This is a genomic window from uncultured Veillonella sp. (assembly GCF_900545205.1).
Taxonomy (GTDB): Bacteria; Bacillota; Negativicutes; order Veillonellales; family Veillonellaceae; genus Veillonella.
Map to the genome: position 1 here is coordinate 1 of NZ_UQYC01000065.1, position 9,441 is coordinate 9,441.

A 9,441-nucleotide genomic window follows, 5' to 3' on the forward strand; every position below is an offset into this window, starting at 1 on the left:
AGAAAGACCCTTATAGGGTCAGAGCAAACCACCCGTTCTACGGGTGGTTATGATTGTGTCTAACATCAAATAAAAACTAAAAAGTCAAAAAATCAAAATTTCTGCTTGCATTTATTTTGACATCGGTTATAATAATACATGTAATTAGCACTCGGTAACTTAGAGTGCTAATAAATTGTAAATAATAACTAGTAAATAAGGAGTGACATCATATGTTAAAACCATTAGCTGACCGCGTTCTTCTCCGTTTAGAAGCAAAAGAAGAAAAAACTAAAAGTGGTATTTTCCTTCCTGATACAGCAAAAGAAAAACCTCAAGAAGGTGTAGTTGTAGCTGTAGGTGCTGGTAAAGTATATGACAATGGTCAACGTGTAGCTCCAGAAGTTAAAGTTGGCGATACTGTTATGTTCGCAAAATATGCAGGTAGCGAATTAGAAATCGATGGCGCTACTCATTTGATCATTAGCGAACGCGATATCTTAGCAGTATTATAATAGCTAACTTATAGCTTTATCAGGCTAACTATACTATTGATATATTACTTATTGCTTTAGGGCATATAATTCATTACATTGGATAGTGTTACTATCTAGGAGGTAATACATATGGCAAAAGAAATCTTGTTTAATGAAGAAGCTCGTCGCGCATTAGGCCGTGGCGTTGATCAATTGGCAAATGCTGTAAAAGTTACATTAGGACCAAAAGGCCGTAATGTTGTATTGGATAAAAAATTCGGTTCTCCAACAATCACAAACGATGGTGTAACAATTGCTCGTGATATCGAACTTCCAGATCCATTTGAAAACATGGGTGCTCAATTAGTTAAAGAAGTTGCTACTAAAACTAATGACGTAGCAGGTGACGGTACTACTACTGCAACTGTATTGGCACAAGCTATGATTCAAGAAGGTATGCGCAACGTAGCAGCTGGTGCTAACCCAATGATCTTGAAAAAAGGTATTGAAACAGCAGTAAAAACTTTGGTAGAAGAAATTAAAAAACGCTCCATTAAAGTTTCTGGTAAAGCTGAAATCGCACAAGTTGCTAGCGTATCTGCAGCTGATGAAGAAATTGGTGGTTTGATTGCTGAAGCTATGGAAAAAGTTGGTAACGACGGCGTTATCACTGTAGAAGAATCCAAAGGCTTGCAAACAGCATTAAACGTAGTAGAAGGTATGCAATTCGACCGCGGTTACATTTCCCCATACATGGTAACTGATCCTGACCGTATGGAAGCAGTTATGGATAACCCATACATCTTGATTACTGACCGTAAAATTAGTGCTATCGCAGATATGTTGCCAACACTTGAAAAAGTTGTAAAAGCAGGTAAAGAACTTCTTATCATCGCTGAAGATGTAGAAGGTGAAGCATTGGCTACATTGGTAGTAAACCGCTTACGTGGTACATTCAAAGCTGTAGCAGTTAAAGCTCCTGGCTTCGGTGACCGTCGTAAAGCTATGCTTGAAGATATCGCTATTTTGACTGGTGGCACTGTAATTACTGAAGATATGGGCCGTAAACTTGATTCTGTAGAACTTACAGATCTTGGTACAGCTCGTCAAGTTCGTATCACTAAAGATGAAACTACAATCATCGATGGTGTAGGCGATAAAGATGTTATCGCTAAACGCGTTAGCCAAATCCGTGCACAAGTAGAAGAAACAACTTCTGAATTCGACCGTGAAAAATTACAAGAACGTCTTGCTAAATTGTCCGGTGGTGTTGCAGTTATCGAAGTAGGTGCTGCTACAGAAGTAGAAATGAAAGATAAAAAACTTCGTATCGAAGACGCATTGAACGCAACTCGTGCTGCTGTTGAAGAAGGTATCGTAGCTGGTGGTGGTACTACATTCATCGATATCATCCCTGCATTGAACACATTGGAAGCTACTGGTGATGTTCAAACTGGTATTAACCTTGTTAAACGTGCAGTAGAAGAACCACTTCGTCAAATCGCTTATAATGCTGGTCTTGAAGGTTCCGTTGTAGTTGAAAAAGTTAAAAACACTGAAGCTGGCGTTGGTTTCAATGCTTTGACTGAAGAATACATCGACATGGTAAAAGCTGGTATCGTGGATCCTGCAAAAGTTACACGTTCTGCTCTTCAAAATGCTGCATCCATCGCATCTCTTGTATTGACTACTGAAACAATCGTAGCTGACAAAGTAGAAGAAAATGCTGCAGTACCTGCAATGCCTCCAATGGGTGGCATGGGCGGTATGATGTAATCAACTGCTTAGCACATAATCTATAAGATTTAGAATAATCCTAATGAATTAGGAACTATATGTTCACTTTTTCATTAGGATTATTTTTGTATGTGGATTATCAAATCGATAAAATTGATTTTGTATACAACATATGTTATAATTCTATAGAATTTAATATTGAGTCTAGTTTGACACAGTAGTTACTGACCTTTATAATATGGTTATCGAATTATTTCGATGTTGTTTAACCTGAAAGAAGGATTACTATGTTGAGCTTTATTTTTAAAAGTAAACCTAATTATGTTAATTTCGGCCTCTTAGTTTATCGTTTGGCACTTGGTATTTCCATGTTTTATCATGGATATTTAAAGTATTTGAGCGGTGCTGAAGGCCTTTATAAAGTTGGAGCTATGTTGGCACCATTAGGTGTACCTGGTGGTTATGAAATATTAGGTACTATGGCAGCATATGCAGAAATGATAGGTGGCGTACTTATAGCAATTGGTCTGTTTACACGAATTGGATCTTTGCTACTTATAGGTACATTAGCTATGGCAACAACATTAAGTCTTAGTGGCAGCTTCTTTAGCTGGGATTATCCATCTCAAATGGGATTCGGTGCACTTATGTTGTTCTTTGTTGGTGCTGGTCGCTATAGCCTAGATAAAGCTTTATTTAAATAATAATTAGGATAATAGACTCGTCGATTGATGAGTCTTTTATTTGTGTAGCGAGGTTATTATGAATACAAAAACAGTTCCGTTTACAGCTGAACAATTAGAAAATATTATTGCCCAATATCCAACGCCATTTCATATTTACGATGAAGAAGGTATCATTGAAAATATGAAATCTTTCATCGATGCATTTTCTTGGAATAAAGGGTTTAAACAATATTTTGCTGTAAAAGCGACTCCAAATCCATATATTATGCGTGTGTTACAAAAACTTGGCGTAGGTGCAGACTGCTCTTCCTTGGCAGAGTTGATGCTATGCGAAAAAGTGGGCATTACAGGTCATGATATTATGTTCACATCTAATGACACACCTTATGTGGAATATAAAAAAGCATTAGAAATGGGTGCTATTATCAACCTAGATGATATTACTCATATTGAATATTTAGAAAAAAATCATGGTTCTTTGCCTGATACGTTCTGCGTTCGTTATAACCCAGGCTCCTTAAAAGAAGGTGGCAATACAATTATTGGCCTTCCTGAAGAAGCTAAATACGGTATGACTCGTGAACAAATTTTTGAAGCATACAAACAACTACAAGCAAAAGGTGTAAAACACTTTGGTATCCATACAATGGTTGTTTCTAATGAGCTTGATATCGATGGCTTAGTTGGCACTGCTGAACTTTGCTTCAATCTTGCTGTAGATATCAAAAATGAACTAGGCATCAATGTTGAGTTTATCGATCTTGGTGGTGGCGTAGGTGTTGCTTATAAACCAGAACAAACACCTGTAGATTTCAAAGCGCTTAGCAAGGGTGTAGAAGAGGCTTACAATAGAATTCTCGTAGCTAATGGTCTTGGTGATGTAGCATTAGCTTATGAATGTGGTCGTATGGTTACAGGTCCATTTGGGTACCTTGTTTCTACAGCGATTCATAAAAAAGATATTTATCGTCATTACATTGGTCTTGATTCTTGTATGGCAAATCTTATGCGTCCAGCATTATATGGCTCTTATCACCATATTACTGTTATGGGGAAAGAGAATGCGCCTAAGGACCATGTATATGATGTAACAGGTTCTTTATGTGAAAATAATGATAAATTTGCTATTCAACGTGAGTTGCCAAAAATTGATATTGGCGATCGTATCATCATTCACGATGCTGGTGCACATGGTCACTCCATGGGCTTTAACTATAATGGTAAATTACGTTCTGCTGAGTTATTATTACATAAAGATGGCTCTGTAACACAAATTCGTCGTGCTGAAACATATGATGATTTGTTTGGCACTCTCGATTTCTCCAACCTATAATTTAATATTGAGAATCGAATAGGATGAGAATGAATATTATTAAAAGCCTATCAATATATGTAATATATGATATTCTTTTAATTCCTGTATATTTTAGTAGGAATATCTTGCTATCATTTAGATAAGAATGTATAATAATTGTAGATTGTTATGCACATACTTGCTAAGTTGGCGAGAATTACGGCGGTATTCACGTTAGTGCGTACCGCCTTTTTATATGTGTCAGTATATACGTTTTACATATAACGATTGTATGCCTCGATATTGAGGATACATAATAAAAAGGAGTGAACATTTTGGCTGAATTACTTCAGATAAAAGATTTAAAGGTATCCGTTGAAGATAAACAAATCTTGAAAGGTATCAACTTAACAATTAATAAAGGTGAAATTCACGTTGTAATGGGCACAAATGGTGCAGGTAAGTCTACACTTGCTAATGCTATCATGGGTAACTCTACATATACTGTAGACAGCGGCTCCATTATTTTTGATGGTAAAGATATTACAGAAGATGCAGTAAACGATCGTGCAAAAGCTGGTATTTTCATGTCCTTCCAAAACCCAATTTCTATTCCTGGTATCACTGTAGAAAACTTCATTCGTACAGCGAAATCTACAATTACTGGTGAAAATGTACGTGCCTTATCCTTCAAAAAAGAATTGAAAGAAAAAATGGATGAATTATCCTTTGATTTGTCCTACGCACAACGTTATGTAAATGAAGGTTTCTCCGGTGGTGAACGCAAGAAAAATGAAATTCTTCAAATGTCCATTTTGAATCCTAAATTGGCTATTCTTGATGAAACTGACTCCGGTCTTGACGTAGATGCAGTTCGTATCGTATCCGAAGGCGTACAACGTTTCCACAACGAAGACAATGCTGTATTGATCATCACTCACCACAACCAAATCTTGCAAAAATTAAAACCTGACTATGTTCATGTATTGATCAACGGTAAGATCGTTAAAACTGGTGATGCTTCTCTTGTACGTGAAATCGAAGAAAAAGGTTACGACGCATACAAAGCATTAGCATAGGAGGCACAATGGAAGAAAGAAAGAAAACCCAAGTCGCGGATATGGACCGTGGTGTCTATGATATTAAGAATGACTTTGAATATTCTTATATTTCTGATGCCGGTTTGACAGAAGATATTATCCGTGAAATTTGGTCTAATAAAAATGAACCTGAATGGATGCTTGACTTCCGTTTGAAATCTTTAGAAATCTACAATCGTATGGGTATTCCAAACTGGATTCCTGATATTTCTGGCTTAGATATGGCTAACATCCATACTTATGTTAAGCCTAAAGTAGATATGAAAGAAAACTGGGACGAAGTTCCAGAAGAAATTAAAAGCACCTTTGACCGCTTAGGTATTCCAGAAGCGGAAAAAACATCTCTTGCTGGTGTTGGTGCGCAATATGACTCTGAAGTTGTTTACCACAGTATTCAAGAAGATCTTGTTAAACAAGGTGTTATCTATACTGATATTGAAACAGCATTACATGAGCATGAAGAAATCGTAAAAAAATACTGGATGACATTGATTCCACCTACAGACCATAAATGGGCTGCTCTTCATGGTGCAGTTTGGTCTGGCGGTTCCTTCGTATACGTTCCAGCAGGCGTACAAGTAGAGATTCCATTGCAATCTTACTTCCGCTTGAATGCACCAGGTGCTGGTCAGTTTGAACATACTATGATTATTGTAGAAGAAGGTGCTAAATTGCACTTTATCGAAGGTTGCTCTGCTCCTAAGTATGATGTATCTAACCTTCATGCCGGCGCTGTTGAATTGTTCGTTAAAGACAATGCTACATTGCGTTACTCTACAATTGAAAACTGGTCCAAAAATATGTACAACCTTAACACAAAACGTTGTGTAGTAGGTAAAAACGGTACTATCGAGTGGGTATCTGGTTCCTTTGGTTCCCGAGTTTCTTGTTTGTACCCAATGAGTATTCTTAACGGTGAAGGTGCACATGCTGAATTTACAGGTGTAACATTCGCTGGTGAAGGTCAATTCCTTGATACAGGCTGTAAAGTAGTACATAATGCACCATATACAACAAGTAATGTAAACTCTAAATCCATCTCTAAATCCGGTGGCGCTGCAATTTACCGTGGCCTTTTGAAAATTGGTCCTAAAGCTGAACATTCTAAAGCAACAGTTTCTTGTGAATCCTTGATGCTTGATGCTGAGTCTCAATCTGATACAATCCCAGCAATTATCGTAGAAAACGATAATGTGGATTTAGGTCATGAAGCAAAAATCGGTCGTATTTCCGATGAAGCAATTTTCTACCTTATGACTCGTGGTATCAGCGAAGAAGAAGCTCGTGCTATGCTTGTTCGTGGTTTCGTAGAGCCAATCTCTAAAGAATTGCCACTAGAATATGCAGTAGAAATGAACAATCTAATCAATCTTGAATTAGAAGGTTCTATCGGTTAAGGAGGAATTATGAGCGAATTACTATTTAATGAACTCCCTAGACCGACATTCAGATGGTTACGCGTTAATCATACTGTAAGCTCTCTAGCTGGAGAAGATGCAGCGGTACAATCCATCGCTGTAGAAGCGAATCAAAATATTCTTTCACCATTACCTACTGGTACAGCATTACTAGATGGTAATTATGAAGGTGCCAATAAAGAAGCTGTTCTAGAATTAGTGGAAAAAGCGGAAGGCTATGCTATCAATGTACCTGCTAAAGCGAAAGAAGTAGTAGGTATCCGCATTGATGCTAATGCTCGTGTGGCAAACCGTTTCCAATTTATCGTTGGAGAAGGTGCTGAATTAGAAGTACAATTCTATGTAACAGGTTCTGGCGATGCATTGACAAATGTTAGCTATTTAAACGAATACGATGTTAAAGAAGCTGGTAAAGTTGTAGTGAAAAAGGTAAATCTTTTACCTGAACATGTACAACATATCGAGCATCGTTACACTAAATTAGAAGATAAAGCAGATGTAGAATACATCAATATTGAAATTGGTGGTAGTGAAAACATCTTGAATTACTATCACGATTTAGTAGGTCAAGAATCTCGTATGATTCATGACATTGCTTATCTTGGTAATAAAGAGCAAAAATTTGATATTTCTATGGTTATGAGTCATGGTGGTAAAAAGTCCTACAGTGATATTCATACCCTAGGTGCTCTTAGCGGTAATTCTAAAAAATCCTTCCGTGGTACTCTTGATTTCCTTCATGGTGCAACAGCTTCTGAAGGCGCGGAAGAAGATACTTGCTTGTTGTTAGACCCTACTGTAAAATCTATCTCCTTGCCACTTTTATTGTGTAAAGAAGATAATGTAGTTGGTAACCATGCAGCAAGTGCAGGCCAAATTGATCATAATAAATTGTTCTATATCATGAGCCGTGGCTTTAGTGAAGTAGAAGCAAAACATATTATTGTTGAATCTATGATTCGACCTATTATTGATCGCATTGGTGATGAAACGATTGAAGAAGCAGCATTAGCAGCTGTACGTAATAAAATTTAAAGAGGCGTTTTTATGAGACCAATTGCAGAAGCATACAAAGACTTTCCTATATTACATAAAGAGCATAATGGGCACCGCGTTATCTATTTAGATAGCGGTGCTACTGCACAAATTCCACAGTCCGTAATTGACCGTGTTGTGGAACATATGACACAACGTAATGGTAATCCACATCGTGGTTCTCATATTTTGGCTATTGAAGCATCTGAAGACTATGAAAATGCACGGGATCGCGTAGTTGAATTTATCAATGCTCGCGAACGTGAAGAAGTCGTATTTACACGTAATAGTACGGAATCTATGAACTTGATTGCCCACAGCTATGGTCTTCATAATGTGAAAAAAGGTGACAAGATTGTCATTACTGTTGCTGAACATCATGCTAATCTTGTAACATGGCAATATGTGGCAGAACAAACAGGGGCAACCTTAGAATACATGTACCTTGATGAACATGGTCATTTAAAAGATGGTGAAATCAATAAAATTGATGAAAATACTAAAATCGTCGCTTTTGCTCATGTTAGTAACGTGCTTGGTATGGAATTCCCAGTAAAAGAATTAACTGAAAAGGCTCACTCTGTAGGCGCTATTGTTGTTCTAGATGGTGCTCAATCTACACCTCATAAAAAAATCGACGTTCAAGCATTAGATTGCGATTTCTTCGTATTCTCTGGTCATAAAATGTGTGCATCTCAAGGTATTGGTGTACTTTATGGTAAACGTGAGTTATTAGAAGCGATGCCACCTTTCCTATTGGGTGGGGATATGATTGAATATGTAAAAGAACAAACTGCTACATTCAATGAGCTTCCATATAAGTTTGAAGCAGGTACACCAAATGCTGATGGCGCCGTTTCCTTACATGCGGCAATTGATTATTTAGAATCCTTTGGCATGGATGCTATTGAAGCTTATGAAGAGGAACTAGTAGCATATATTCTTCCTAAAATTGTTGCATTACCACATGTTCATGTGATTGGTTCTCAAAATCCTAAGGAAAAACATGGTGTAATTGCATTCACTGTAGATGATGTACATCCTCATGATGTAGCTACGATTTTGGACTCTAAAGGCATTTGTGTTCGTTCTGGACACCATTGTGCACAACCATTAGGTGCATTCTACAATGTATCTGCATCTACTCGTCTAAGCATGTACTTATATACTCGTAAGGAAGATCTAGATGCATTCCTAGAAGTATTGAAGACAGTTCGCTCAGTAATGGGTTTTAAAGATTAGGAGATTTACCATCAATGGAAATGGATCAATTATATACAGAACTTATTTTGGAACATAACCAAGATAAGCGTAATAAACATGAGTTAGCTCATTTTACAAATTCTGAACATGGCCATAACCCTAGTTGTGGTGATGATCTAACATTACAACTCAACGTAGAAGATGGCATTATCAAAGATGCTGCTTACACCGGTTCTGGTTGTGCTATTAGCCAAGCATCTGCATCTATGATGATTGATATCATCAAGGGCAAATCCGTTGAGGAAGCTCTTCGTTTGGTAGAAATTTTCTTAGGTATGATCAAAAAAGAGATTACCGATGAAAATGAGTTAGAAGAATTAGAAGATGCTATGGCATTGCAAAATATTTCTAACATGCCAGCACGTGTTAAATGTGCAGTTCTTGCATGGCATACATTGAAAGAGGCTTTAACGAAACAATGTTTAAGTTTTTACCTGCCTTTATGGTTTTTGT

Annotated in this window: 9 protein-coding genes; all 9 read left to right on the forward strand. The window is 37.2% G+C overall.

Annotated elements, in window-relative coordinates:
• Window positions 1–212 precede the first annotated feature (212 nt).
• Complete coding sequence (groES, locus tag QZR70_RS07210; RefSeq protein WP_295794137.1) at window positions 213–494, forward strand: co-chaperone GroES; 282 nt, start codon at window positions 213–215, stop codon at window positions 492–494.
• Window positions 495–605: 111 nt separating this feature from the next.
• Entirely contained in the window at window positions 606–2,231 is a 1,626-nt protein-coding gene (gene groL, locus QZR70_RS07215) for a chaperonin GroEL (RefSeq protein WP_295794139.1), read from the forward strand.
• Between the two features lie 248 nt (window positions 2,232–2,479).
• Window positions 2,480–2,896, forward strand: coding sequence for a DoxX family protein (locus tag QZR70_RS07220; RefSeq protein WP_295794142.1), 417 nt, complete (start codon window positions 2,480–2,482; stop codon window positions 2,894–2,896).
• Window positions 2,897–2,954: 58 nt separating this feature from the next.
• Window positions 2,955–4,211 carry a diaminopimelate decarboxylase gene (locus QZR70_RS07225; RefSeq protein ID WP_005386368.1) on the forward strand — a complete coding sequence of 419 codons (1,257 nt, stop codon included), beginning with the start codon at window positions 2,955–2,957 and terminating at the stop codon, window positions 4,209–4,211.
• Between the two features lie 296 nt (window positions 4,212–4,507).
• Entirely contained in the window at window positions 4,508–5,251 is a 744-nt protein-coding gene (gene sufC / locus QZR70_RS07230) for a Fe-S cluster assembly ATPase SufC (RefSeq protein WP_039969146.1), read from the forward strand.
• An 8-nt stretch (window positions 5,252–5,259) separates the two neighbouring features.
• The gene (sufB, locus tag QZR70_RS07235; protein WP_295231997.1) at window positions 5,260–6,669 is read left to right on the forward strand and encodes a Fe-S cluster assembly protein SufB; all 1,410 of its coding nucleotides are present in this window, start codon (window positions 5,260–5,262) and stop codon (window positions 6,667–6,669) included.
• Window positions 6,670–6,678: 9 nt separating this feature from the next.
• Window positions 6,679–7,725, forward strand: coding sequence for a SufD family Fe-S cluster assembly protein (locus QZR70_RS07240; protein WP_295794144.1), 1,047 nt, complete (start codon window positions 6,679–6,681; stop codon window positions 7,723–7,725).
• A gap of 12 nt (window positions 7,726–7,737) precedes the next feature.
• Complete coding sequence (locus QZR70_RS07245) at window positions 7,738–8,967, forward strand: SufS family cysteine desulfurase (protein ID WP_295781761.1); 1,230 nt, start codon at window positions 7,738–7,740, stop codon at window positions 8,965–8,967.
• A gap of 14 nt (window positions 8,968–8,981) precedes the next feature.
• Window positions 8,982–9,441, forward strand: a 460-nt coding sequence (gene sufU / locus QZR70_RS07250; RefSeq protein ID WP_295794146.1) for a Fe-S cluster assembly sulfur transfer protein SufU, incomplete at its 3' end; no start/stop codon positions are given.